Source organism: Streptomyces sp. RLB3-17, from assembly GCF_007113425.2.
Taxonomy (GTDB): domain Bacteria; phylum Actinomycetota; class Actinomycetes; order Streptomycetales; family Streptomycetaceae; genus Streptomyces; species Streptomyces mirabilis_D.
The window spans coordinates 1,147,993-1,172,097 of the sequence record NZ_CP041610.2; the positions used below are offsets into that span (position 1 = coordinate 1,147,993).

General features: G+C 68.5%; 19 protein-coding genes and 5 pseudogenes. 11 read left to right on the plus strand and 13 right to left on the minus strand.

Translation table 11 applies throughout. The annotated features are described in order from the left end of the window. Positions 1–68 precede the first annotated feature (68 nt). The 4 genes from FNV62_RS05480 (at position 69) to glgB (ending at position 7,593) form a co-directional block, all read left to right on the plus strand. The gene (locus tag FNV62_RS05480; protein WP_144314753.1) at positions 69–2,072 is read left to right on the plus strand and encodes an alpha-1,4-glucan--maltose-1-phosphate maltosyltransferase; all 2,004 of its coding nucleotides are present in this window, start codon (positions 69–71) and stop codon (positions 2,070–2,072) included. After that, entirely contained in the window at positions 2,069–3,808 is a 1,740-nt protein-coding gene (gene treS / locus FNV62_RS05485) for a maltose alpha-D-glucosyltransferase (protein ID WP_143614168.1), read from the plus strand. The genes FNV62_RS05480 and treS overlap by 4 nt, the downstream gene beginning before the upstream one ends. Before the next feature lie 66 nt (positions 3,809–3,874). Then, the gene (locus FNV62_RS05490) at positions 3,875–5,356 is read left to right on the plus strand and encodes a maltokinase N-terminal cap-like domain-containing protein (protein WP_144314754.1); all 1,482 of its coding nucleotides are present in this window, start codon (positions 3,875–3,877) and stop codon (positions 5,354–5,356) included. Between the two features lie 59 nt (positions 5,357–5,415). Then, positions 5,416–7,593, plus strand: coding sequence for a 1,4-alpha-glucan branching enzyme (gene glgB, locus FNV62_RS05495; RefSeq protein ID WP_144314755.1), 2,178 nt, complete (start codon positions 5,416–5,418; stop codon positions 7,591–7,593). 45 nt (positions 7,594–7,638) lie between these two features. On the opposite strand, the gene FNV62_RS05500 is transcribed toward glgB, so the two are convergent. The 4 genes and pseudogenes from FNV62_RS05500 to FNV62_RS57890 form a co-directional block, all read right to left on the minus strand. Then, positions 7,639–9,003 carry a M1 family metallopeptidase gene (locus FNV62_RS05500; protein ID WP_144314756.1) on the minus strand — a complete coding sequence of 455 codons (1,365 nt, stop codon included), beginning with the start codon at positions 9,001–9,003 and terminating at the stop codon, positions 7,639–7,641. A 238-nt stretch (positions 9,004–9,241) separates the two neighbouring features. Next, positions 9,242–9,397, minus strand: a pseudogene (locus tag FNV62_RS05505) (multidrug ABC transporter permease); the annotation flags it as partial. 37 nt (positions 9,398–9,434) lie between these two features. Beyond that, entirely contained in the window at positions 9,435–10,628 is a 1,194-nt protein-coding gene (locus FNV62_RS05510) for an RNA-guided endonuclease InsQ/TnpB family protein (RefSeq protein WP_144314757.1), read from the minus strand. A gap of 151 nt (positions 10,629–10,779) precedes the next feature. Then, a pseudogene (locus FNV62_RS57890) lies at positions 10,780–10,860 on the minus strand (multidrug ABC transporter permease); the annotation flags it as partial. Between the two features lie 410 nt (positions 10,861–11,270). On the opposite strand from FNV62_RS57890, the gene FNV62_RS05515 reads away from it, so the two are divergent. Beyond that, positions 11,271–11,426: a hypothetical protein gene (locus FNV62_RS05515; RefSeq protein ID WP_164405923.1), complete on the plus strand. Its 156-nt coding sequence runs from the start codon at positions 11,271–11,273 to the stop codon at positions 11,424–11,426. A 10-nt stretch (positions 11,427–11,436) separates the two neighbouring features. Here the strand turns inward: FNV62_RS05515 and FNV62_RS56975 are convergent, their stop codons facing one another. The 3 genes from FNV62_RS56975 to FNV62_RS05525 form a co-directional block, all read right to left on the minus strand. After that, positions 11,437–11,565 carry a hypothetical protein gene (locus tag FNV62_RS56975; RefSeq protein WP_257040128.1) on the minus strand — a complete coding sequence of 43 codons (129 nt, stop codon included), beginning with the start codon at positions 11,563–11,565 and terminating at the stop codon, positions 11,437–11,439. Positions 11,566–11,790: 225 nt separating this feature from the next. Continuing rightward, positions 11,791–14,613 (minus strand): FtsX-like permease family protein, encoded by a 2,823-nt coding sequence (locus tag FNV62_RS05520; protein WP_144314758.1) that lies wholly within the window; start codon positions 14,611–14,613, stop codon positions 11,791–11,793. Between the two features lie 5 nt (positions 14,614–14,618). After that, positions 14,619–15,323: an ABC transporter ATP-binding protein gene (locus FNV62_RS05525; RefSeq protein WP_225900152.1), complete on the minus strand. Its 705-nt coding sequence runs from the start codon at positions 15,321–15,323 to the stop codon at positions 14,619–14,621. A gap of 86 nt (positions 15,324–15,409) precedes the next feature. Here FNV62_RS05525 and FNV62_RS05530 point away from each other — a divergent pair, with 86 nt between their 5' ends. The 3 genes from FNV62_RS05530 to FNV62_RS57895 all read left to right on the plus strand — a co-directional run bounded on the left by FNV62_RS05530 (position 15,410) and on the right by FNV62_RS57895 (position 17,536). Next, positions 15,410–16,039: a PadR family transcriptional regulator gene (locus FNV62_RS05530; RefSeq protein WP_143600109.1), complete on the plus strand. Its 630-nt coding sequence runs from the start codon at positions 15,410–15,412 to the stop codon at positions 16,037–16,039. A 202-nt stretch (positions 16,040–16,241) separates the two neighbouring features. After that, positions 16,242–16,691 carry a hypothetical protein gene (locus FNV62_RS05535; protein ID WP_097282842.1) on the plus strand — a complete coding sequence of 150 codons (450 nt, stop codon included), beginning with the start codon at positions 16,242–16,244 and terminating at the stop codon, positions 16,689–16,691. 671 nt (positions 16,692–17,362) lie between these two features. Beyond that, positions 17,363–17,536, plus strand: a complete 174-nt coding sequence (locus FNV62_RS57895; protein ID WP_164404832.1) for a tetratricopeptide repeat protein — start codon at positions 17,363–17,365, stop codon at positions 17,534–17,536. Between the two features lie 7 nt (positions 17,537–17,543). On the opposite strand, the gene FNV62_RS05545 is transcribed toward FNV62_RS57895, so the two are convergent. Together FNV62_RS05545 and FNV62_RS05550 are read right to left on the minus strand one after the other, a co-directional pair. Then, positions 17,544–18,152, minus strand: a complete 609-nt coding sequence (locus tag FNV62_RS05545; RefSeq protein ID WP_143600111.1) for a hypothetical protein — start codon at positions 18,150–18,152, stop codon at positions 17,544–17,546. 852 nt (positions 18,153–19,004) lie between these two features. After that, positions 19,005–19,250, minus strand: a pseudogene (locus FNV62_RS05550) (ABC transporter permease); the annotation flags it as partial. Positions 19,251–19,265: 15 nt separating this feature from the next. Between FNV62_RS05550 and FNV62_RS05555 the strand changes: the two are divergent. The 3 genes from FNV62_RS05555 (at position 19,266) to FNV62_RS05565 (ending at position 20,615) form a co-directional block, all read left to right on the plus strand. Continuing rightward, a complete protein-coding gene (locus FNV62_RS05555; protein ID WP_225900153.1) occupies positions 19,266–19,391 on the plus strand; it encodes a winged helix-turn-helix domain-containing protein in 126 nt (41 codons plus the stop codon). 357 nt (positions 19,392–19,748) lie between these two features. After that, positions 19,749–20,216 carry a DUF4232 domain-containing protein gene (locus tag FNV62_RS05560; protein WP_164657604.1) on the plus strand — a complete coding sequence of 156 codons (468 nt, stop codon included), beginning with the start codon at positions 19,749–19,751 and terminating at the stop codon, positions 20,214–20,216. 30 nt (positions 20,217–20,246) lie between these two features. Next, a complete protein-coding gene (locus FNV62_RS05565; RefSeq protein ID WP_143656978.1) occupies positions 20,247–20,615 on the plus strand; it encodes a tetratricopeptide repeat protein in 369 nt (122 codons plus the stop codon). A 556-nt stretch (positions 20,616–21,171) separates the two neighbouring features. On the opposite strand, the pseudogene FNV62_RS05570 reads toward FNV62_RS05565, so the two are convergent. The 4 genes and pseudogenes from FNV62_RS05570 to FNV62_RS05585 form a co-directional block, all read right to left on the minus strand. Continuing rightward, positions 21,172–21,486, minus strand: a pseudogene (locus FNV62_RS05570) (ABC transporter permease); the annotation flags it as partial. 34 nt (positions 21,487–21,520) lie between these two features. Then, on the minus strand, positions 21,521–22,714 hold the full coding sequence (locus tag FNV62_RS05575) for an RNA-guided endonuclease InsQ/TnpB family protein (RefSeq protein ID WP_144314760.1): 1,194 nt from the start codon (positions 22,712–22,714) through the stop codon (positions 21,521–21,523). A gap of 153 nt (positions 22,715–22,867) precedes the next feature. Beyond that, positions 22,868–23,185: pseudogene (locus FNV62_RS05580) on the minus strand (multidrug ABC transporter permease); the annotation flags it as partial. Further along, positions 23,145–23,990, minus strand: coding sequence for an ATP-binding cassette domain-containing protein (locus FNV62_RS05585; RefSeq protein ID WP_144316416.1), 846 nt, complete (start codon positions 23,988–23,990; stop codon positions 23,145–23,147). The gene FNV62_RS05585 and the pseudogene FNV62_RS05580, both read right to left, overlap by 41 nt. Between the last annotated feature and the right edge of the window lie 115 nt (positions 23,991–24,105).

Consider the following 24,105-nt stretch of genomic DNA (forward strand, 5'->3'; position numbering starts at 1 on the left):
TGGTGTCGGGAATTTTCGGTGCAGCTCTGAACCGAGGGGGCAGGGCGCGAGGACGGCGGAGGCGAAACATGGAGGCACATCCGGCCCATGGCCGTGACCCGATCGGCCGTATCCCGATCGTGGACGTCCAGCCGGTCGTCGAGCACGGCCGGCGCCCCGCGAAGGCGGTCGTCGGGGAGACCTTCGAGGTCACCGCCACCCTCTTCGGCGAGGGCCGGGATGTGCTCGGCGCCGAAGTCGTCCTGTGCGACCAGAGCGGCCGGCCCGGCCCGCGCGCCCCGATGCGTGAACTCGCCCCGGGCACCGACCGCTGGGGCGCCGAGGTCACACCGGAATCCGTGGGCCACTGGACCTTTGTGGTGGAGGCCTGGAGCGATCCCGTGGCCGTCTGGCGCCACACCGCCGCGATCAAGGTCCCCGCCGGGATCGACGCCGGTCTGGTCCTGGAGGAGGGCGCCGCGCTGTACGAGCGGGCCGCGGACGCGGTACCGGACCCGGCCGGCCAAGCGGTCGTACGCGCCGCGGCGCACGCCCTGCGCGACGACTCCTGGCGGCCGACGGCCCGGCTCGCCGCCGCCCTGGCCCCGGAAGCGGTCGCCGTTCTCACCGCACACCCCCTGCGCGAACGGGTCTCCCGCTCGCTGCCGATGCCTCTGCTCGTGGAACGCAAGCGGGCGTTGTACGGCGCCTGGTACGAGTTCTTCCCGCGTTCGGAGAGCGGACAGCTGGACCCGTCGGTGCACGGCACGTTCCGCAGCGCCGCCGAACGCCTGCCCGCCATCGCCGAGATGGGCTTCGACGTCGTGTACCTCCCGCCCGTCCACCCCATCGGCACCACCTTCCGCAAGGGCCCCAACAACAGCCTGTCGGCGAGCCGTCGGGATGTCGGCGTGCCCTGGGCGATCGGTTCTCCCGAGGGCGGCCACGACGCGATCCACCCGGATCTCGGCACGATCGAGGACTTCGACGCGTTCGTGCGCCGGGCCACGGAACTGCGGCTCGAGGTCGCGCTCGACTTCGCGCTCCAGTGCTCCCCGGACCACCCGTGGGTGCAGAAGCATCCCGAGTGGTTCCACCACCGGGCGGACGGGTCGATCGCGTACGCGGAGAATCCGCCGAAGAAGTACCAGGACATCTATCCGATCGCCTTCGATAAGGACATGCCGGGGCTGATCCAGGAGACGGTGCGGGTGCTGCGGCACTGGATGGACCACGGTGTGCGGATCTTCCGCGTCGACAACCCGCACACCAAGCCGGTCGTCTTCTGGGAGCGGGTCATCGCGGACATCAACCGCACCGACCCGGACGTGATCTTCCTGGCCGAGGCGTTCACCCGGCCCGCGATCATGCACACGCTCGCGGCGGTCGGCTTCCAGCAGTCGTACACCTATTTCACCTGGCGCAACACCAAGCAGGAGCTGACCGACTACCTCACCGAACTGTCGGGCGCGACGGCCGCCTTCATGCGGCCCAACCTCTTCGTGAACACCCCCGACATCCTGCCCGGCCATCTCCAGCGGGGCGGCCGGCCCGCCTTCGAGGTACGCGCCGTGCTCGCCGCCACCCTCTCGCCCTCGTGGGGGGTCTACGCCGGGTACGAGCTGTGCGAGAACGCTCCGGTTGGGCCCGCGAGCGAGGAGTACCGGAACTCCGAGAAGTACGAACTGCGTCCGCGTGACTGGGAGTCCGCCGCGCGCGAGGGCCGCACGATCGCACCGCTGATCACGGAGCTGAACCGGATCAGACGGCGCCACAAGGCTCTGCACGCGCTACGGAACCTGCACTTCCACCGGACCGACAACGAGGCCCTGATCGCCTACAGCAAGCGCTCGGACGACGACACGGTCGTGGTGGTGGTCAACCTCGACCCCCACCACACCCAGGAGGCGACGGTCTCGTTGGACATGCCGCGACTCGGCCTGGACTGGCACGAGTCCGTGCCCGTGCACGACGAGCTCACCGGCGAGACCTACCGCTGGGGCAGGGCCAACTTCGTGCGACTGGGGCCGGGCGGTGCGCATGTGCTCGCCGTCGACACCTCACCGCGGATCGGAGGGTCACCCACCACATGATCGTCAACGAGCCCGTCCCGGACACTTTCGAGGACACCCCGGCCAGGGACCGCGACCCCGACTGGTTCAAACGCGCCGTCTTCTACGAGGTCCTGGTCCGCTCCTTCCAGGACAGCAACGGCGACGGCGTCGGCGACCTCAAGGGCCTCACCGCGAAACTCGACTACCTGCAATGGCTGGGCATCGACTGCCTGTGGCTGCCCCCGTTCTTCAAATCACCCCTCAGGGACGGCGGCTACGACGTCTCCGACTACACCGCCGTCCTGCCCGAGTTCGGTGACCTCGCCGACTTCGTCGAGTTCGTCGACGCCGCCCACCAGCGCGGCATGCGCGTCATCATCGACTTCGTCATGAACCACACCAGCGACCAGCACCCGTGGTTCCAGGAGTCCCGCACCAACCCCGACGGACCCTACGGCGACTACTACGTCTGGGCCGACGACGACAAACAGTACGAGGACGCCCGGATCATCTTCGTCGACACCGAGGCCTCCAACTGGACCTTCGACCCGGTCCGCAAGCAGTACTTCTGGCACCGCTTCTTCTCCCACCAGCCCGACCTCAACTACGAGAACCCCGCCGTCCAGGAAGAGATCATCTCCGCGCTGCGGTTCTGGCTGGACCTGGGCATCGACGGGTTCCGGCTGGACGCGGTGCCGTACCTGTACCAGGTCGAGGGAACGAACTGCGAAAACCTTCCGGCAACGCACGAGTTCCTGAAGCGGGTGCGCAAGGAGATCGACACGCACTATCCGGACACGGTGTTGCTGGCGGAGGCGAACCAGTGGCCCGAGGACGTCGTCGACTACTTCGGCGACTTCCCCTCCGGCGGCGACGAGTGCCACATGGCGTTCCACTTCCCCGTCATGCCGCGGATCTTCATGGCGGTACGCAGGGAATCCCGGTACCCGGTCTCGGAAATCCTGTCGAAGACCCCGGCGATCCCGTCCGGCTGCCAGTGGGGCATCTTCCTGCGCAACCACGACGAACTCACCCTCGAAATGGTCACCGACGAGGAACGCGACTACATGTACGCGGAGTACGCCAAGGACCCGCGGATGCGCGCCAACATCGGCATCCGGCGGCGGCTCGCCCCACTGCTCGACAACGACCGCAACCAGATCGAGCTGTTCACCGCCCTGCTGCTGTCCCTGCCCGGCTCGCCGATCCTCTACTACGGCGACGAGATCGGAATGGGCGACAACATCTGGCTCGGCGACCGCGACGCGGTCCGCACCCCGATGCAGTGGACACCCGACCGCAACGCGGGCTTCTCCTCCTCGGATCCCGGCCGGCTGTTCCTGCCCACGATCATGGACCCCGTCTACGGCTACCAGGTGACGAACGTCGAGGCCTCCATGTCCTCGCCCTCGTCCCTGCTGCACTGGACCCGCCGCATGATCGAGATCCGCAAACAGAACCAGGCCTTCGGCCTCGGCTCCTACACGGAACTCCAGTCCTCCAACCCCGCCGTCATCGCGTTCCTGCGCGAGGCCCCCTCCACCGAGGGCAAAGAGGACGACCTCGTCCTGTGCGTGCACAACTTCTCCCGCTTCGCCCAGCCCACCGAACTGGACCTGCGGGCCTTCAACGGCCGCCACCCGGTCGAACTCATCGGCGGGGTGCGATTCCCGGCCATCGGAGAGCTGCCGTACTTGCTCACCCTCGCGGGCCACGGCTTCTACTGGTTCCGGCTGCGACGCGCGATCACCCCCGGCACCGCCAGGCGATCCTGACCGCACGTGATCGCACGTGATCGTGTGCCCATCGAAGATCGCTTGCCTCTGAAAGGACGTGTCGCCATGCCGAAGACCGCGTTGCACCGTCCGGGCAGCCATGCCCCCGCCGCACTGCTCACCTCGCTCGCCGAACTGCTGCGGCAGTGGCTGCCGCGGCAGCGCTGGTTCGCGGGCAAGGGCCACCCCGTCACCGGCCTGAGCGTGGTGTCGTCGACCGAGCTGTACCCGGGCTGCCTGCATCTCCTGATACGCACCGAACACCTCGGCGGCTCCGAACCCGAAGGTCCCGGCACTCCCCCGCCCGACGACTGCTACCAGCTCCTGCTCGGCGCACGCGAGGTCCTGCCACCCCGGCTCGCCCCCGCCTTCATAGGCCGTCCGAGCGCGGGACCCCTGGCCGACCTCAGCGTGTACGACGCCTTCCACGATCCCGACGCGGCGGGTCTGCTCCTGGAACGGCTGCGCACGCCCGGGGCCGCAGGACCCTTGCTCTTCGAGCGGGATCCCCAGGTGACGGTCCCCTGCGGTCTCGCCCCCCGGCTCCTCGACACCGAGCAGTCGAACTCCTCCCTCGTGTACGGGAACTCCTTCATCCTGAAGGTCTTCCGCCGCGTCCAGCCGGGCATCAACCCCGACCTGGAGGTGCCCTGGGCGCTGGCCCGGCAGGGCTGCACCCGCGTACCCGCCCCCGCGGCGTGGTTCGGCACCTCGCAGCCGCGGGAGGCGACGCTCGGGGTGCTCCAGCCGTTCCTGCGCGACGCCTCCGACGGCTGGACCCTGGCACTCCAATCACTCATCTTGGGCGGGGAGTTCACCGAAGAGGCATACGAACTCGGCCGGGCCACCGCCGAGATACATGTGGCGCTGGCGGCGGCGTTCCCCGTACGAGCGCCCAGTCCGTTGCAGCACCGGCAACTCGCGGCCTCGATGAGTGAACGGCTCGACACCACGGCCCGCTCCGTGCCCGAACTCCGGCCGTACGCGGCGGGGCTGCGCTCGGCCTTCGACGCGCTCGCGGCGCTCGACGCGGCGATTCGGCCGGCGCAGCGGATTCACGGCGACCTCCACCTGGGGCAGGTGCTGCGGGCCGGACGGCAGTGGTCCGTCATCGACTTCGAGGGCGAGCCGGCCCGTCCGCTCACCGAGCGCCGACGCCTCCAGTCCCCCGTACGCGATGTCGCGGGCATGCTGCGCTCCTTCGACTACGCCGCGCGCTCCCGCCGGCCGTGGCGCCCCGAGTGGGCGCAGCGCTGCCGGGAGGCCTTCTGCGCGGGGTACGCCGCCGCGGCCGCGTGGGACCCGCGCGAGGAGCCCGAACTGCTGCGCGCGTACGAGACCGACAGGGCCGTGTACGAGGTGCTGTACGAGGCGAGGCACCGGCCCGACTGGCTGCCGGTCCCGATGGCGGCGGTCGGTCGCCTCGCCGAAGGCGCGGGGGAACTGCGTGGCGAACACCCCACCGGGCGTCCTGCCCGACATCCAGGCGACCATCGCGTCGAGCATCCGGCCGAACCCCGCGTCGAACGTCCCGCTGAACGCCTCTGACGACGACGCGGAGCCCAGGATCCATCCGCCCCACCGCTTTCCCCGAGGAGGCTGAAGCCGTGGCAGTTCCCACCACCGCCGTTGGCACCAGGCCGGTAGCCGCGCTGGACGCGACGGACCGCGCGCGCCTGTTGTCGGGCGCCCACCACGATCCGCACGCGCTGCTCGGCGCACACCCGGTACCGGGCGGTGTCGTGTTCCGCGTGCTACGACCGTACGCCGAGTCCGTCGCGGTGGTGGTGGACGGCCGCCGCACGGAGCTACGGGGGGTCGGGGACGGCCTCTTCTCGGGCGTCCTGCCGCTCGACACGATCCCCGAGTACCTGCTGTCCGTGACGTATGCGGGCCACGCGTACGAGGTGCAGGACCCGTATCGCTTCCTGCCCGCGCTGGGCGAGGTCGATCTCCATCTCATCGGCGAGGGACGCCACGAGGAGCTGTGGCGCGCGCTCGGGGCTCACCCCATGACCCACCAGTGCGTGACCGGCACCCGCTTCACGGTCTGGGCACCCAACGCCCAGGGGGTCAGGGTCTGCGGGGACTTCTGCCACTGGGACGGCACCGCCTACCCCATGCGGTCGCTCGGTTCCTCGGGCGTCTGGGAGCTGTTCATGCCCGGCATCGGCGAGGGAACGCCGTACAAGTTCGACATCACCCGGCCCGACGGTACGCACACGATGCGCGCCGACCCGATGGCCCGCCGCACCGAAGTGCCTCCGGCCACCGCCTCGATCGTCACGGAGTCGTCCCACGTGTGGAGGGACGAGGAGTGGATGGCGGAACGGGGCGCTCGTCCCGTGCACGAGGCACCGCTGTCGGTGTACGAGGTCCACCTGCCCTCGTGGCGTCCGGGCCTGACCTACCGCCAACTGGCCGAGCAACTGCCCGCCTACGTCTCCGACCTGGGCTTCACCCATGTCGAGCTGATGCCGGTCGCCGAACACCCCTTCGGCGGCTCCTGGGGCTACCAGGTCACCGGCTTCTACGCCCCCACCGCACGACTGGGCACCCCCGACGACTTCAAACACCTCGTCGACGCCCTGCACCGGGCCGGGATCGGCGTCCTCATGGACTGGGTACCGGCCCACTTCCCCCGCGACGCATGGGCCCTCGCCGAATTCGACGGACGCCCCCTCTACGAACACGCGGACCCCCAGCGCGCCGCCCACCCCGACTGGGGCACCCTCGAATTCGACTACGGACGCCGCGAGGTACGCAACTTCCTCGTCGCCAACGCCGTCTACTGGTGCGAGGAGTTCCACATCGACGGCCTGCGCGTCGACGCCGTCGCCTCGATGCTCTACCTCGACTACTCGCGCGAACCGGGACAGTGGACCCCCAACGAACACGGCGGCCGGGAGAACCTCGACGCCGTCGCCTTCCTCCAGGAGATGAACGCCACCGTCTACCGCCGCGCACCCGGCGTCGTGACGATCGCCGAGGAGTCCACCGCCTGGGACGGCGTCACGCGGTCGACCTCGGACGGTGGACTGGGATTCGGGCTGAAATGGAACATGGGATGGATGCACGACTCGCTCGAGTACATCGCCCATGACCCCGTGCACCGCAAGTACCACCACAACGAGATGACGTTCTCGATGGTGTACGCCTACAGCGAGAACTACGTCCTGCCCATCTCCCACGACGAGGCCGTCCACGGCAAACGCTCACTCGTGTCGAAAATGCCCGGCGACTGGTGGCAACAACGCGCCACCACCCGCGCCTACCTCGGCTTCATGTGGGCCCACCCCGGCAAACAACTCCTCTTCATGGGCCAGGAATTCGCCCAGGGCGCCGAATGGTCCGAAACCCACGGCCCCGACTGGTGGCTCCTGGACCCCGCCTACCCCGCCGAACCCGACCACCGCGGCGTCCGCGACCTCGTCCGCGACCTCAACACCGTCTACCGCCACGAACCCGCCCTCTGGCAACGCGACACCGACCCCGCCGGCTTCACCTGGATCGCCGGCGACGCCGCCGACGACAACGTCCTCGCCTTCCTCCGCCACGACACCGACGGCACCCCCCTCCTCGCCGTCTCCCACTTCTCCCCCGTCGTCCGCCACGACTACCGCCTCGGCATCCCCGAAGACATCCCCGCCTGGCACGAAGTCCTCAACACCGACGCCGCCCGCTACGGCGGCAGCGACATCCACAACCCCCACCCCCGGGCCGACGACGGCGGCCTGCGCCTGACGCTCCCTCCCCTGGCCACCATCTGGCTCCGCCCCACCTGACGCGTTCTCGCCCCCGCACCAGGGGCGCGGGGGCGAAGGAACCGGTCAGGGAGCGGTCGGCTTGCCCGCCGTGCCGATCCACGTGTGGAACAGCGCGCCGAGGTCCTTCCCGGACAACCGCTCCGAGAGGTGAATGAACTGGGCGGTGGTGCCATGGCCGCCACGGTGCTCCGTGGCCCAGGTCCGCAGGATGCGGAAGAACACCCCGTCCCCCACAGCCGTACGCAGCTTCTGCAGAGCCATCGCACCCCGCGCGTACACGGGCGTGTCGAAGATGTGCGCCCCACTCCCGGGATCCGCCGGCGGAAACGCCCACAGACCGCTGCCGGCAGGACTGGCGTACAGGGAGTCGAACGTCTGCTGCGCCGTCTTCCCACCGTGCTGCTCGGCGTACAGCCACTCGGCATACGTCGCGAAGCCCTCGTTGAGCCAGATGTCCTGCCACGCGGTGAGGCTGACGGAGTCCCCGAACCACTGGTGCGCGCTTTCGTGGACGAGGGTGCTCAGGTCGGGCGCGGAGTCGTACACGGGACGCGTCTGGGTCTCCAGCGCGTATCCGACCTGCGGAGCCCGGTCGACGATGGCCCCGGCGGCCCGGAAGGGGTAGGGCCCGAAGACACCGCTCTCCCACGCCAGCACGGACGGCAGCTTCTTCAGTACGGGCGCCGCGGCGGTCGCCTCACGGGGGTCGACGGCGTTGTAGACCTTGAGTCCGTCGCGGGTGGTGTACTGCTCGACCTTGAACTTCCCGACCGTCGCCGTGGCGAGGTAGGCCGCCATCGGCTCGGACTGCCGCCAGCGGAAGGTCGTACGGCCGTGGCTGGTCGACTGTCCGCGGAGGATTCCGTTGGCCACGGCGGTGTGTCCCTCGGGGACGGTGATGGTGAAGTCGTAGGAGGCCTTGTCCTTGGGGTGGCTGTCGGCGGGGAACCACGTCATGGCGCCCTGCGGTTCGCCGGCCACGAACGCGCCGTCGTCGGTGGGGATCCACCCGTCCGAGGAACCGTCCGGGTCGGTGGCCGGCTTGGGCGTGCCCGAGTAGGTGACGGTGACTCGGAATTCCTGGTTCCGCCGGAGGGAGTGGCGGGGGGTGACCACCAGTTCCTGGCCGTCACGCCGGTAGGACGCCTTGGCGTGGTCGACGGTGACGCCGGTGACCTTCAGCCCTTTGAGGTCGAGGTCGAAGCGGGTCAGTCGCTGGGTGGCCCGGGCGGTGATGACCGCTTTGCCGTCGAGGTGGCGGCTCTGGGGATCGTAACCGAGGGTCAGGTCGTAGTGCCGGACGTCGTAGCCGCCGTTGCCCGAGAGCGGGAAGTACGCGTCCCCCGCACCGGACGAGCCCACCGTACCGGCCGCCGCCGGGCCCGCCGCGACGAGCAACGCCGCGACGGCGACGGGAACCGCGGCCACAACTGCCTCCCTTCGAAGGACAGTTGTGCGTCTGGTGGTCTGATGCGGACGTGGCGTCACGTTGGCTCCTCCGGTGCGACGGCAATCAGGTGATCAGCGGATCAAGTGATCAATGACGCACAGCCTATGAGCCCCGCGGGCCGGTGACCCTCATCATCTGGTCAAGTCGCGGCGGGGGCGGTGCACACGCACCGTCGTACTGGAGGGACCCGGCAGGAAGTTCGAGACCACGCCCCCATCAGCGGACCAGGCGGCCCAGCAGGGACGAGGCGGACAGGATGCCGAGGGCGGCGGCCAGGGCGAGGACCCCGTAGTCGAGGGCCAGGTGGGCGTGTGTGCCGAGCCGCAGGCCGCGCAACGCGTCCACTTGACAGCTCAACGGGTTGACCTTGCTGGTGACTACTCCCCCTCGTGAACGAGGGGGCTTCTCGTCAAGCTGGTTGGGCTTGACGACGGGCCAGCCCGGCCCGCAGTACGTTGGAAGCCCCTACGACGTCGGCGTGTGCGGTGTGGCCGCAGGCCTGGCAGTGGAACTTTTCCTGGGTAGGCCGGTTCTCCTTGGCGACGTGCCCGCAGTCGGGGCAGGTGCGGGAGGTGTTGCGGGGATCCACGGCGATCACTTCCCGTCCGGCACCTTCCGCCTTGGCGGCCAGGATCGCGAGGAACACCCCCCACCCGGCGTCGGCGATGCTTCGGTTGAGTCCGGCCTTCGCCGCGGCTCCGTTCGGGGCGTAGGTTCCGTCCCCGTTCGGGCGCGGCTCGGGGGCCTTGCTCATGTTGCGGATCTTGAGGTCTTCGTGCGCGATCAGATCGTTGTCGCGGACGAGACCGAGCGCGGTCTTGTGTGCGTGGTCGAGGCGTTGGCGGCGCACCTTGCGGTGCAGGGTGGCGACGCGTTCCACGGCCTTGCGTCGTCGCTTCGACCCGCGCTTGCTGCGGGCGAGGGCCTGTTGCGCCGCCTCCAGCTTTTTCGCGGCGTTGCGGCTGTGGCGCGGGTTGTCGACGTGCCGGCCGTCGGAGGTGGTCAGAAACGAGGCGATCCCCAGATCGATACCGACCACGGCTCCGGTCGCGGGGAGCGGTTCGGGCGGTGCCTGGTCGGCCGTGAGGATCACGTACCAGCGGCGCCCTTCACGCTTGACGGAAACGGTCTTGACCTTCCCGGCCACCGGCCGGTGCTGCTTGACCTTGACGTGCCCGACGCCCTGGAAGCGGACACGGGTCTGCGGATCGTGCGGCGTGGAGTCCCACCGGCAGCCGTCCCCGTCCTTGGGGAAGTCCACCGTGTCGAACCGGCGCACACCCCGGAACCTGGGGTAGCCGGGAGCCTCACCGGACTTGATGCGGCGGAAGAACGCGGCGAACGCCTTGTCCAGGCGGCGCAACGTCGCCTGCTGCGAGGAGAAAGACCACCGGCCCTGACGCTCCGGATCGAACGCCCGAATGTCCTTGAGCTGTCCGGACTGCCGGCCGTAGCGCACGGTCGTCCTCGACGCGTGCCGGTACGCGGACCGCCTCTCTTCAAGCGCCCCGTTGTAGAGGGAGCAGTGATCCCGCAGCATCTCGCCCAACGCCCAGGTCTGACGCATGGTCGGATACAGAAGGAACTTGTACGCGCGGATCAATGGAGTCACCCCCTCCAACTCGTGTGATCAACGTAGTGCACGCCACTGACAACGGCGGTCCGCCTAGCGGCGAATCGCCGCCCCTTGCCCCGCTCCGCGGGAGCTTCGTTTCACCCCCGGCTGAAGCCGGGGGAACCCACGAAGGAGACAGGATGGCCTGGAGCCAGCCGGGCATGACCGCCACCGGGTAGAGGGCGTTGGAGCCGAAGAACAACGGCATCGTGATGGCCTGGGTCAATGCCGGTACACAAGGTATTGGCTGTCGACTGACGTCCGACTGCCGGGGCGGTCGGTGCGCGCCACAAACGCGTACTAGCCTGCGCCCAAGGGCACTAAGAACGCGATCTTGAGCCTGTCCCCGGTGGGTCCTGGAGACGCATCGCGGATCGCCTCCGAGGCGGGGTGAGCCCGAAGGCCGGGTCCAGGTTTGTGTACAGCCACGTGGTCTTTGAGCCCCTTCCTCGTTGGGTGCGGATCCTCTGGAGTGAAGGTCGGGATCAAGCGGTGAGGCGGTAGTGCTGCTGGTCAGGGCTGAGGTAGAGGCGTTGATGTTCGCGGGCCACGTGGAAGTTCCAGTAGTCCTCGAAGTCGCCGTTGGGTGTGGATCCTCTCGGGGGACGGTTGAGCTGGGGTTTTGCGGGTGTGGTGGTAGGTGAGGTAGTCGCCGACGCCGAAGCCGTCCTCAAACTCCGCGCCGTCCAAGCCAACGGCGACCTCGACGACTACCTCACCTACCACCACACCCGCGAACACCAGCGCACCTACCCCGACCAGCACGACTACCAACTCGGCGCCTGATCAACGGCCTTCACTCGACAGGATCCGCACCCTCGGCCAGGTGCCGGCCGATCCGGTCGATCACTGCGGCGTGGTGGGTCAGGCCGTGGGTGTCGACTCCGCCGGTGATCTGCCGGCCGTCGTGCGTCATGCTGGTCATGTCCGTCCTTGCGTGTCCGATCCGAGGGCGGCACGCGCCGGTCGGGCGGGTGGACAAGACAGTGACGGGGCTTCTGGACCAAGCTCCTATGAAGTCACAAGCGCCCGTCCGGCCGCGTGCGTGGAAACACCCGATGGGCCGACAAATCCCAAACAGGACAGTCGAAACGTCAGTCAGTCGGAGGGTCAGACCCACCAGCAGCGTCACCACGTCGCATCCTCACTGTCAGTCGGCGGCGAGCAGGTGGGCGGGGGCGATCCGGGACAGCCCCCGGATCGGGACTGTCAGAGCCGCGCTCACCAGGGCGGTCGCGGCAAGCGTGGCCAGCAGTGCGGCGCCGGCGACCGCAAGGAGGTGTCCGTGCAGCACGCCCTGACCGAGCGACAGCACCACGAGCAGGCCGGCCACCGCGCCGGTCAGGCCGCCCAGCAGAGCCAGTCCGATCCCCTCGTACAGGGTCAGCATCGCCAGCTCGCGGTTGGTCCAGCCGGTCGCCCGGAGCACCGCGAGATCGGCGGCGCGCTCGCGCTGCGAGATGATCAGTACGTCGATGGCGCCGGCGGCACCCAGCAGCAGGGAGAGGGCGACGCTGAGGTAGTCGGCCCCGCGTGCCTGCGCCACCACGGCGTTGCCGAGCAGCGAGCCGGCTGCCTCGCCGCGGAAGGCCAGTGTCAGGGCGAGCAGCACGGTGAAGGCGGCCACTCCCAGCGCCAGCCCTGCCGCGCCCAGCAGCGTGCGGCCCCGCACCCGCAGCAGGTTGAGCACGGCCAGTCCGGCCACCGAACCCACCGGGCGGGAGTGGCGGGCCGCGGTCACAGGGGGTCGGACGGCTGCCATAGGCCCCAGCCGGGCGGCGAGCCAGGCGGGGATCAATCCCGCCGCCAGGGCCACGAGGAGCGCCACCGGCAGGACGAGGAGTGACTTGGCGCCGGCGTCGGGCTGTCCCAGCATGCGGCCGAGGGCGTAGGCGAGGACCGTGCCCGCGGCTCCGGCAGCGAGGCCGATGACCGCTAGTTCGCCGAGGACCAGGCGGAGTACTTCACCGCCGCTCCAGCCCAGGCAGCGCAGCGTGCCGATCTCGGTGCGGCGTGAGCGCACCGAGGCCAGCGCCGCCTGCCCGAGGAAGAGCGCGCACACGACGAGGACCAGTACGAAGAGCACCGCGCTCTTGGTGTCCACCGCCCTGAGGATCCGCAGTGCCACGCCCTTGGCGACCCAGCGCTCCGTCACATGCGCCGAGGGACTCAGCGCCACCGTCTGAGGGGCGGGGGAACTGCCGACGGTGACGTCGACCTGGAGCCGGGGGTAGGCGGCCCGGATCGCCCCGGCCACGGCGTTCACCCGCGCACGGGAGGCGGTGTCGACGCCGCTCACGCCGGCCACCCGGATCCTGATCGCGCTGACCGGCGCCTTGTCCTGCAGGCTCGGGACCCGGCGGCTCTTGGTGAGCGCGGTGATGGAGTCCATCGTCGTCAGCATGGTGGGTGGCGGGCTGGCGTAACCGCCCAGGTTGCGGTCGGGCCGCAGCGGCTTGTCGTGGAGCACCGCGCGTGTGGCGGGGTCTGCGCCGGTGACCTGTGGCGACTGGTAGGTCTCCAACGGGACGTCGGACAGTGCCGAGAAGCCGCGCAGTTTGCCGGTGTCGTAGCGGCCGACCAGGCGGACGAAGGGATTGGGCAGGCGCCCGGAGTCGACGTGGTCGCAGTATCCCAGGCCGAGGCAGTCCGTGGAGGCATGGCTGATCACCTTCCGGTACTGCTTGCCCTGGTTCTCCTCGGGGACGTAGGGGACGGGCCGCTGTTCTTGGTTGGTCACCCACAGGCCGGGCTTCTGCCGCGGCTGTGCCTGCACGGCGAGGCCGCCGTCGGATGTCCGGCGGTAGGTGACAGGGCCCACCGTCCAGTAGGCGCCGGTGTCGAAGGAATCCTCCTCCAGCGCCTTCTGGTAGCCCTTGCTCAGATCGACGCCGACCTTGCCCACACGGGTCCCGTGCAGGCCGCGGACGAAACTGGCGGCTGTCGGATTGCCCAGTTTGGAGGGCAGTTCGGCCGGGTCACCGACATCGAGCCGCTCGACGGCGGCGTTGAGCGTTCCGGCGGTCAGCGGGCTGCTGCTGAGCAGCGCCGGGATGTACGAGTCGTGCTGTCCGTGGATGCTCTTGGAGGACGGCAGCGTCCACGGCTTGTCCTGCTCGGTGAGCATGCGGCCCGAGGCGATCGCGCCGCCCAGGCCCACCAGGCGGTTCTCGGCCTCAGGATCGACGGCGGACAGCAGTACGGGGTAACTGACCGGAACGTCGATGGTGGCCTTGCCCTGCCCGGACTGACAGTTCATCCACGAATTCAGGTCCCGGTCGAACGCCGACCTGTCACTGAGATCCTCGGCGATGAGGTTCGGCCTCATCGGCAGTTGCAGGTTGAAGTCCGTCTGCTCGGTCTTGTCCCGGTTGAAGTAGAAGCAGACGTCGTACTTACCCTTCAGCTGATAGCGCTGGGTGCTCTTGTCGACCGCGCCCTTCTCCAGGGTGTCGGACTGGAAGACCTGATCCGACGACGACCCCGACGTCAGGGGGGAGCGGGTGAGGTAGACGTACTCGTCGGAGGTGCGATAGGCGCCCAGTCCGGCCGTGAGCGTCGGGCTGATGCGCAGGATCTGCCGGGACGCCTTGCTGTCCAGGAAGCGGGAGACGTCCACGGTGACGGTGCTCATCACCATGAGGTACCCGATGTTGGCGACCGGTGCGGCCACGTCGATCCCGGCCATGCCGCGGATGTGCCGGTACTGGTCCATGGTGATGCCGCCGAACGTGCCGGACAGGAAGTTCGGCTCGACCAGTCCGCTCTGCCGTTCCACGTCCGTCTGCGAGTTCGGCGGGCGCACCAGGACGTCGTAGGCGGACCGTGCGTTCTTGCGGAGCGTGCCCACGGTGGTCGCCCTGCTGGTGCTCACCGTCGCGGTCAGCAGGGTGAAGCTGGTCGCCGCCACCAGGATGCCGGCGGCCAGGGCCAGCGCCCGCCCGCGCCGCCGCCGGAGCTGATCGAGGATCATCGTTATCACGGGCGCAGGCCCCCCAGCCGGTTCAGCACGTCGCCGGACGGCGTGACCCGCTGGTCGGAGGTGATCCTGCCGTCCTGCAGACGCACCACCCGGTCGCCGTTGGCGGCGACCTCCGCGTCGTGGGTGGCGATCAGCATCGTCATCGCGTACCGCTCGCGCAGCGACATCAGCAGATCGATGATCTCCCGCCCGATGACGCTGTCCAGGTTGCCGGTCGGCTCGTCGGCCAGCAGCAGTCCCGGCCGGTTGACCAACGCGCGGGCGACGGCGACGCGTTGCTGCTGACCGCCCGACAGCTGCGAGGGCAGGGCGTCGGACCGGTCTCCCAGGCCGACCGCTTCGAGCAGTTCCATGCCGCGCTCGCGCCGGTCGAAGTCCACTCTGCGGGGCAGGACGGGGGCGAGCACGTTGTCCAGCGCGGTCAGCGCGGGCAGCAGATGGAAGCGCTGGAAGACGAAGCCGATACGCCGCCGGTGGCGGTCGAGGTTCCGGGGCACCAGCTCCGTACCGTCGATCTCGACATGCCCCTCGTCGGGCTGGTCCATACCGCCCGTCACATGCAGCACGGTGGACTTGCCGGCACCGGAAGCCCCGGTCAGCATCACCACCTCGCCGGCCGCGACCTCCAGGTCGATCCCGTCCAGAGCGGTCAGCCCGGGATACCGGCGGCTCACCCCGCGCAACGCCACGCTCACAGCCATAGATGCAGCCTCACCCTCATACATTGTCGCAATTCAAGGGTATGTTGTCACAATGCAGGAGAGAGCAATGCCGAAGGGAGAGGTACATGCCGCTCCACCACGCAGTACTCGCGCTGCTGACCCAGCGGCCGAACCACGGATACGAACTCAAAGCCCGGTTCGAGGAGGCCATCGGCCCGCAGTGGGGTGGCCTGAACATCGGCCACCTCTACCAGATCCTCGAACGGCTGGTCCGTGACGGCTATGTCTCACGCTCACAGGTCACGCAGACCGACCGGCCCGACAAGAACCTCTACACACTCACCGAGGCCGGCAGGACCGAGCTGAACACGTGGGCGACCAGCGCCTGGGTACGTGTCGGCGGCTTCCGCGACGAGCTGTTCCTGAAACTCCTCGGCGCCGTCGCCCTGGGCCCGCACGCCCTGACCACACTGATCGAGGCACAGCGGCAGACATACCTGTCCGAACTCGCCGGCCTGGCACAGCAACGCCGAGCCCACGCCGCCGAGCCGCTGGTCGCGGTCCTGATCGACGCCGCCATCGCGCACACCAAGGCCGACCTCGGGCTGCTGGACAGCGCCTCGGCACACCTGGCGCCGCTCGCCGCGGCCCAAGACGCACAGGCGCCACAGCGTTCACAGCCCCAAGGATCCGGCGGTACGGACACCACCAGCGACGACAGCGGCAGGAGAGGACGCCGGTCGGAGTCCGCATAGCCGACGCCACGCGCGTTCAAAGGTGGTTACGGCGATGAGCGCAGCCGTCACCCGACTCACAGCACGCGCTTGCGCGGCGACGACCGGACCCCGCACCCGGCGTTGTGAAGCGACGGCGCATGCGATCCGGGTTGGGTGCGGTTCCTCCGGAGTGATGGACTGATCGAGAGCGGGTGTCAGGGGCGGGTGCCAAGATCGCCGCATGGGAGTTATCTATGGCTACTTCGCTGCTGCTGACGATGACGACGCGGTCCGGGCCGTGATGCGTGAGGACGACGAACCGACCGCGACGGGCTATGACGGGTTCGACGTCAACGGTATGGATCCGACCGTCGACCTGCTGCCAGCGGAGGTGATCCTTTCGGGCCGGTCTGCCGAGACCATCCAGGCGGACCCGCGGTACGGTCACCTGCTCGCGACGGCCGACGATGGGCAACTGTTGTGCCTGTCGCTGACAGATGCCCTGCGTGACGCGCTCGCCGCCGCTGACCGCGGTTCATTGCACCACGTGGCCCAGGTATGGGCCGCATCGGACGTGTTCCCCACGCCGCCGGATCCACAGGGCCTTGCGGAGTTCCTCGAGCAGGCCATCGACCTGGCGGGCCGGGCGGTCGAGCGAGGGCATCGCCTCTACTGCTGGATCTGCGTCTGACGGTCGCCTGCCCCCCTTGCCTTGCCAGTTCAGCGCCAGGGAGGAGGTTGAGACGGGGACCGTCGCTAGCTCCCGATCAGACTGTAGGCCCGTGCTCCTGCTGGTGGGATACGGGATGGAGACGCCGGCGTCCGCGATGCCCGTGGTAGCGCCACTAGTCCTCGAAGTCACCATTTGCGGCGATGGGCCAGCCGTTGGCCGGTGCGGTGTCGTAGTGGAACTGGTCGAGACGGCCGGCCAGATGGAGGCCCTGCCGGTCCGCGTGCTTCAGTGGCGCTGCTCACTGTTCTTCACCGGCCGGCGGAGCGCATCCCTGATACGCCACCACAGCTTGCGGGTGCGCGGGGTTTCGGTGGAATAGCTGTTGCTCAGCCAGATGTTGTCCGCGCTGCGGCCCAAGGGGGTGCCCTCGGGTGAGTAACGCGTGGGGGGCTGTTCAACGATGCGCTTCTCCTACGGATTCGGAGACCTGGTCCCGCATCTCTTGGGCAGTTCATTGTCGGAGCGGGTCTTCGGGCCCCAGCCGATGCCGCTGGCGTAGCCCTGCATCACAGGGTAGTAGGTGTAGGTGCCGCCGCCGTGATCGCAGTCCGTCGACCATCCGTAGTCGATGAAGCTGTTCGAGGTGAGGCCCGTACCGCAGGCCCACTCGGGCTGGCTGCTGCCGGGCCATGCCCCTGTACGAGGCCACCCTCGCCCAGTACGAGCAGGTCTTGGGCGACACTCACCCCGACACACTAAGCAGCCGCAACAACCTCGCGTGTGACGCCCGCCGACTACGCCGAAGCCCTGCGGGTCCGGCGCATGCGTTCTCGGCGTTCTCTCAGGCCGAGACCGAGAGGTGACGCCACCTCAGATGGTCGGGGTGTTGTCAACAATCGGCCTGTGAATCTCAACGACCGGCTTCCACCCCGCGGAGAACTCGATGAAGTCCGCACGGGTGGGGTAGGTGTCGATCGCGCGACGGTCACGCTTGGGGCTGTCGCTCCCCTTACGCCCCCGGGGAATCTGCTCCTCGAAGATGTCGACCTTCACGTCGGGAACCTCCTTGAGGCCCTGGCGCCAGATCTGCACGATGTCGGCGCCGAATGCCTGCCGGGCCGCAGCGTAAAGGGCCGTGAGGGCCCCCTTGTCCCCACCAGGGACGAAAAGTGCCAGGTCCAGCACGACACCGGCGGACTGGAGAACCTCAATGGTCACCGAGCCGTTCTCGTCGGCCAAGTAGATTCCGGCTTCATTCTCGTCGTCAGGAAGGCAGGAGACCTCTTCCTGGAATACGGTTCTCGCCGTGATCGAGCCGCCCTCGAAATGCTCACCGGACTCGGTCAGAAAAGCAGGGACATAGCAGCCGGGAAGCTTGAGTTCTGCCGTATCGGCGGAAATGAAGAGCCTGTCCTTCACGCCGAGCTTCGTCACCTCTTCCAGCGAGAGGCGGCGAGCGGCAATCTTCTCCGTGTTCACGATTTCCCTTTCAGGTTGCACTGTCCCTCCGAACAAGGACGCTACCACGAAACCCCGAGGTCAACTGCCCAGCAATCTTTGGGTAAATGACCTCCGATGACCTGCACGGAAGGATACCGAAGCGAGTGCCACTCGGTCGGGAACACGCATCCGCCAGGTAGTGGCCCTCGTCATCGCGTTGGGGATCAACTGGCGGTTGCATTTCGGCGCGTTGGGTAGCACGGAGGAACTAAAAGAGAGTTTACGGTAGATATCACCCATATCACCTTCGGGGAGGTGGCGGCGAGGTAAGGCGATCCATTCGTCGTGCATCTCGAAGAGCGCAGCGGAAACCAACCGGGTGGTCCGACAACGCAACAACAGAGCTCCCCACCGGCAACATCTGGATGGAGCCCGAACCGGAAGTCGCGTACTACCGCGCCCTCTTCGATCAGGACTTCGGCGTAGTCGGCTGACGCCAGGTTGCTGACGACTGCCCGACGCGGCGTGGTGGTCCCCAAAGGGCCCGGGAGGCAAGACCGTGTGGGTCCGCTTCGACCTCGACGCTTGCCGCCGTGCGGCCGGCCATCCCCGGCTCGATCAGCCGTGGCGTCGCGAGGTGTCGTCACTGGATCGGCAGGCCTGTGCCACCTCGATGCGGAGGAAGAAAGGGTCGTCGGGGTCGGCGAGATCTCGACAGTTGGGCCTGGCCGTGCAGGGTGACGTTGTGCTGGTCGGCAAGGTGCAAGAGCTGTTCGAGCTAGTGGTGTTGCCGCGTCAGCCATTCCCGGTGGCAGCTTGCGATCTACCTCACCTGGCCGTTGCTGACGGCCTCGGCCAGCGCCCCCCTGGGCGGGAGCCCGGATCGCCGTCTCACCTGGCCAGCCGCCCCAGCAGTGACGACGCCGACCATACGCCGAGGGCCGCCGCCACGGTCAGTACGGCGTAGTCGAGGGGCAGGTGCGCGGGTGTGCCGAGCAACAGGCCGCGCAGGGCGTCGACTTGGTAGCTGAGCGGGTTGACCAGGCTGACTGCCTGGAGCCAGCCGGGCATGACGGCCACCGGGTAGAGGGCGTTGGAGCCGAAGAACAGCGGCATGGTGATGGCCGGGTCAATCCCGGTCCACAAGCCATATTGAACGGCTGGAGTGACCAGTGCTGGACGCCAGCCCGGATCGCCGAGATCGTGCGCCGCCGGTTCGGCGTCGAGTACACCGTGGCCGGGCTCACGCGGCCGGGAGGTCTGGCCGCTATTGCGTGAATCCCCAAGTCATTGTGCGATGCGGGAGCGCTTCTTGCGGGCACTGCCCCTGTTATGGGGGCCGTGGTGGTCGGAAGATGGCTCAGGCATGGGCGTGGGGAATCAGCCTTGGGAACCTTCCGGGAGGCGTGTGCATCTCCCTGTCCGGGAGTCAGAAGCGGGGGGCACACGGCCTTTGCAGGGGTGCTCCACCAGGGGGATGTACTCATGGCACGGCGAACAGCGGCAGTCTGCGCGATCAGCCTGGGGGTGGTTGTGGCTGCTGCAGCCTGCGGTCCAGAACACCGTGTTGCCGCGCAGCCGACCACCGGGCCGTCACGGACAACGGCGCCGACCGTCGAACCGTCACAGACGACCGTGTCGCCCTCGGCCTCGGCAGGCGTCCGACCAGGTGCCGCATGCGGCACCAAGCAGCTGCGATGGAGACTGACGCGCCTCGCCGACAAGTCGAGCAAGGCGCCGACGGCCCTGCTGAGCGCGACCAACGCCAGCACCGCGTCCTGCGCCTTCAACGGCTATCCGGAGCTTCACGCTTACGCGGGCAAAGGGCCGGCCGTCTGGTCGGAGCCGAAAGCGAAGGCGCCGGTCCGCCTGATGCTGGGCCCCGGCAACTCGGTCGACTTCCCGCTCTTCTACCCTGCGTCCCCTGCCCCTGACGGTTCCTGCTCGATACCGGTCGACGACGACCCACGCATCGAGGTGCTGCCGCCGCACCCCGCGCCCACCGACTATGGCGCTACCGTGCAGATCACCGACCTACACGGCCGGAATGTGACCCCGGTGTTCTGCGACACCGTTCACCTCGGCGCACCCCGACTGCGGTAGACGGCGCACGGCACACCGCCCCGTGCCGGCATTGCGTTCTCGTCGGTTGGTCGGTGCCGAGCCCTCGCCTACGCCTACCAGGCAGCGGGGGACCTGCGACGGGCCATCCCTCTACTGAACGCCGTCCTCGCCCAGCGCGAGCAGGCCCCGGGCGACACCCACCCGAGCACCCTGAACAGCCGCAACAACCTCGCCAGCGCCTACGAGTCGGCGGGGGACCTGCGACAGGCGATCCCTCTGTACGAGGCGACGCTCGCCCAGCGCGAGCAGGTCCTGGGTGACACTCACCCCGACACCCTGATCAGCCGCAACAACCTCGCCAGTGCGCGCCGAGCCGTCCAAGCCATACAGCCCTCAGCGACTAAGGCTGTACCCCAAGCGCCGTCTACGGCTGATTGAGCAGCCCGAGAACCATCAGTGACCTACTAGCCGAAAGTTCGGCACGAAGAGGTCGCGCCAGACGTGTGCCAGATCGTATGGGGAACCGCAGGGAACACCGGGGAATCAGAAGACCCGCCACCAGGTGGTCGACGCCCCTCCGCCCCAGGTCAGTCCCTCAGCAAGCCCCAAATCACCTCAGCTTCCCAAGCTGAGGGCTCGGCGAGACCCGCTACTGATTCGCGCACTCGCCTTGATCGTTTGAGTGCGGGTACGGTCAGAGTCGTGTCTGGTGCGCGCGGGTTGGTCACCCGTAGGCGTGTGCCGGTTGATCGCGCGCGACTGGGGAGCTGGTGCGGGCATAGTGGTTGGCGCCGCTCGGGGTTCGGAAGTGGGGTTCACGTCGGCAGGGGCGACGCCAGTGAGGGTTGGCGCGTGCCGGGTTGCAGGACTCGACGACAGAAGCGCGGGTGATCCGGCTCGGGGAGAATGCGCTCTTCCGGCTCTCGCCGGTTCCGGTGAGCCTGCGTATCGCGCGGTCGGTTGAGTACCTGGCGGCTGCTCGCGAGGAGGTGGCAATCGCCTGGCCGATACCCATCAGCCGGTCCCGGGTGAGCACGATGCCCGCGATGGTCATCGAGAGACAGGAGAAGAAGGCGGAGCCCAGGACGACGGCCACCGCCACGCCCAGCAGACGGAGCGGGTTCCAGGTCATCACGACCCCGAGCAGCGCCGCGATGACGACGACCACCACCGCCTGGATCAGCGCCTTGACCCCGGCGGCGAAGGCCTTGCCGGTGATGAGCGCCGAACGCGGGGTCGGGGTGACGAGCAGTTTGGTGAGGATCCCGGCGTCCCGCTCCCAGATGATCACGATGCCGTAGAAGATGGCGTTGACTTCTCCCCCTCCTGAAGGAGGGGGATTCTTACGGCTCGCGCCGTGAGGGTTTCTGCTTCGTCGCCGACCGCCCGCCCGGAGTACTCCGTTGAGGTCTTACACCAGCTCCACAGACTGTCACCGCCAGCCCGGCGGCCAGAAGGTTGTGCGCCGCGTTCACGTCGCGGTCGTGAGTGATGCCGCAGCCGCACGTCCAGGCGCGGACGTTCAGCGGCATTCTGTCCTGCAAGGTGCCGCAGGCGGAGCACAGCTTGGAGGAAGGGAACCACCGGTCCACGGCGATCACCTCGCGCCCGTACCACTGGGCTTTGTACTCCAGCATGCTCCTGAACTCGCTCCACGCCGCGTCACTGATGGCGCGGGCGAGCCGGTGGTTTTTGACCATGTTGCGCACGGTCAGGTCCTCGATCACGATCGTTTGATTTTCACGAACGAGCCGAGTGGTGATCTTGTGCAGCATGTCGCGACGCCGGTCAGCGATCCGCGCATGGACCTTCGCAACCTTCAGCCGGACCCTGGCCCGGTTCGCCGACCCTTTCTCCTTCTTCGCAAGACAGCGCTGTGCCTTGGCCAGCGCGGCCCGGTCACGGCGCTCGTGCCGGGGGTTGGCGATCTTCTCCCCGGTCGAGAGGGTCAGAAGATGCTCCAGCCCGACGTCGATGCCGACCGCATTCCCGTTCTCAGGGAGCGGCTTGACGCCGGGGTCGTCACACAGCAGGGAGACGAACCAGCGTCCCGCCGCGTCCTGCGAGACCGTCACGGTGGACGGCTTCGCTCCCTCGGGCAGCGGGCGCGACCACACGACGGCCAGCGGCTCGGTCATCTTCGCCAGTGTCAGCGCTCCGTCGCGGAAGCGGAATGCGCTGGTGGTGTACTCCGCACTCCTGCGCGACTTCTTGCGCGACTTGAAACGCGGGTACTTCGCCCGCTTGCCGAAGAAATGGGTGAACGCCGTCTGCAGGTGCCGCAGCGCCTGCTGGAGGGGAACCGAGGACACCTCGTTGAGGTAGGCCAGCTCCTCGGTCTTCTTCCACGCCGTCAGCATCGCGGAGGTGGCGTTGTAGTTCACCCGCTCCTGACGGGTCACCCACGCCTCCGTGCGCGCGGCGAGCGCCATGTTGTAGACCTTCCGCACGCACCCGAACGTGCGCGACAGCTCGGCTGCCTGCGCATCGGTCGGACAGAAGCGGTACTTGAATGCCCGCTTCACGTGAATGGTCACAGCTCACAAACTATCGCATCAAATTGCGGCAATCTGCGGATAGTTGGTCGCGAACGACGATCCGCCCTGGCGGCGGATCGTCTTTCCCTGCCCTGCTCCGCAGGAGTCCGTTTCCTCTCCGCCCTGAAGGGCGGAGTATCCACGGAGGGATCAGATGAACATCGCGGACTGGGCGATGATGCCGGGCGCCAGGTAGTCGAGATAGGGGATGCCGCCGGTGGGTATCGCCTTGATCCGGGTGAAGGTCTCACCGAAGATCAGCAGCCAGAGCGCCGGCTGGACCGCCCTGGTGTACAGCTCGGTGCGGTCGTGGCGCAGCTTCTGCAGTTCGACCGCGCACATCGCGCCGACCCGGGCGGGCAGCACCCGCCAGCCGGTACGGGCCCGTGGTGGGACGACGAGCAGGTCGAGGCCGCCCGGGTGGACGCGCTCAGCCGACACGGGACGCTGTACGACGGGTGCTTCGGACATCGCTGAAGTCTCCTGACTGTTCGTCGAGGCCGCTGCCGGCGATGTCGCGGAAGACGTCCTCCAGCGTGGGCAGTTCACCGTTCTTCCCGGCGCCGCGCCGCTCGCCGAGGCCCCTGCGCAGTTCGTCGGGGGTGCCCAGGGCACGGACGCGGCTGCGGTGCATCAGCGCGACCCGGTCGCAGTACTGGTCGGCCTCGTCCATGTAGTGGGTCGTCACCAGGACGGTCATTCCGGTGGCGGCGCGTACGGCGTTGATGTGCTCCCACACGCTCGTGCGGGCGATCGGGTCGAGACCGATGGTCGGTTCGTCGAGGATCAGCAGCCGGGGTGCGCTCACCAGTGCCTGGGCGAGTTCGAGGCGGCGGACCATGCCGCCGGAGTACGTCTTGGCGAGCCGGTCGGCCGCGTCGGTGAGGTCGACCGCCGCCAGCGCCTGCTCGACGCGTGCCGCGCGCTCCTTGCGGGCGACGTCGAAGACGCGGGCGAACAAGGCCACGTTCTCCCGGCCGGTGAGACCCGCGTCGGCGGACAACTGCTGCGGTACGTAGCCCAGCAGGCGGCGTACCGCCATGCGTTCGCGGGTGGCGTCGTGCCCGAAGACGCGGACCATGCCGGTGGGGACCGGCAGGAGGGTGGTGATGCAGCGGATCGCGGTGGTCTTGCCCGCGCCGTTGGGCCCGAGCAGCCCGAACACCTCTCCGTCGTGGACGGAAAGGTCGAGACCGTCGACCGCGGTGGTCTCGCCGAAGGCGTAGACGAGCCCGACACAGCTGACGGCCTCCGTACCGGCATCCGCCGCCCCCATCGCCACGGTCACCGTCTCCGTCACCACGGTCTCCGTCTCCGTCTCCGTTTCCCTCTCCGTCTCCGTCTCCGTCTCCGTTTCCGTCTCCGTCTCCGTCTCCTCGGTGGGGTCTCCC